Genomic DNA, 1122 nt, shown 5'->3' on the forward strand with positions numbered 1-1122 from the left:
ATGTCGTTTTCAGAAGACGGCTGCACTGAACGTCAGAAGCCGACTGCACTATAGCAGCGGAGGGGTTGGATCCATCAGGCAACGACGGGCTGCTGCCGGCCATCAGCGGACGCAGGGAGGACTTTCCGCAACCGGCCGTTCGATGCGGCACCGATGGCCTTCGCGCAGGGGTAGTGAATCCGCCAGGATTGACTTGCGCTGCCCTACCTCTCACTAGTGAGGGGCGGCAGCGCATCAAGCGGTGAGCGCACTCCGGCACCGCCAACTTTCAGCACATGCGTGTAAATCATCGTCGTAGAGACGTCGGAATGGCCGAGCAGATCCTGCACGGTTCGAATGTCGTAACCGCTGCGGAGCAAGGCCGTCGCGAACGAGTGGCGGAGGGTGTGCGGTGTGGCGGGCTTCGTGATGCCTGCTTGTTCTACGGCACGTTTGAAGGCGCGCTGAAAGGTCTGGTCATACATGTGATGGCGACGCACGACACCGCTCCGTGGATCGGTCGAATGCGTGTGCTGCGCAAAAACCCAGAACCACGGCCAGGAATGCCCGGCGCGCGGATACTTCCGCTCAAGGGCGTCGGGAAGCGCAACGCCGCTGCGGCCCTCGGCCTGGTCCTTCAGCCACCATGCCCGTGCACGCGACAGCTGCTCGCGCAGGCTGGGTGCCAAGCTCTCGGGTAACATCAAGGCCCGATCCTTGGAGCCCTTGCCCTCCCGCACGATGATCGTGCCGTGATCGAAATCCAGATCCTTGACCCGCAGTTGCAAACCCTCACTGATCCGCATGCCCGTTCCATACAGAAGCTGGGCGAACAAACGATGCTCGCCTTCCAGAAAACCGAGGATGCGAACCACTTCATCCGGGGTCAGCACCACCGGCAAGCGCCGCGACGGCCGAGGTCTTCCGATCTCCTGAAGCCAGGGCAGATCCGTGCACAGCACCTTGCCGTAGAAGAACAGCAAGGCCGCCAATGCCTGACGATGCGTGGAGACCGAAACCTTGCGCTCGTTCGCCAGCCAGGACAGAAATGCCTCGACTTCGCTGCTGCCCAAGGTTGCCGGGTGACGCACACCGTGGAAACGGATGAAGGCACGAACCCAGTGGACATAAGCCTGTTCGGTT

1 protein-coding gene is annotated in these 1122 nt (G+C 61.9%); it reads right to left on the reverse strand.

The annotated features are described in order from the left end of the window. Nucleotides 1-203: 203 nt before the first annotated feature. Nucleotides 204-1122, reverse strand: a 919-nt coding sequence (gene intI1 / locus WCE05_RS25810; protein ID WP_025766410.1) for a class 1 integron integrase IntI1, incomplete at its 5' end; no start/stop codon positions are given.

The organism is Pseudomonas sp. I2, assembly GCF_040984075.1.
GTDB lineage: Bacteria > Pseudomonadota > Gammaproteobacteria > Pseudomonadales > Pseudomonadaceae > Aquipseudomonas > Aquipseudomonas guariconensis_B.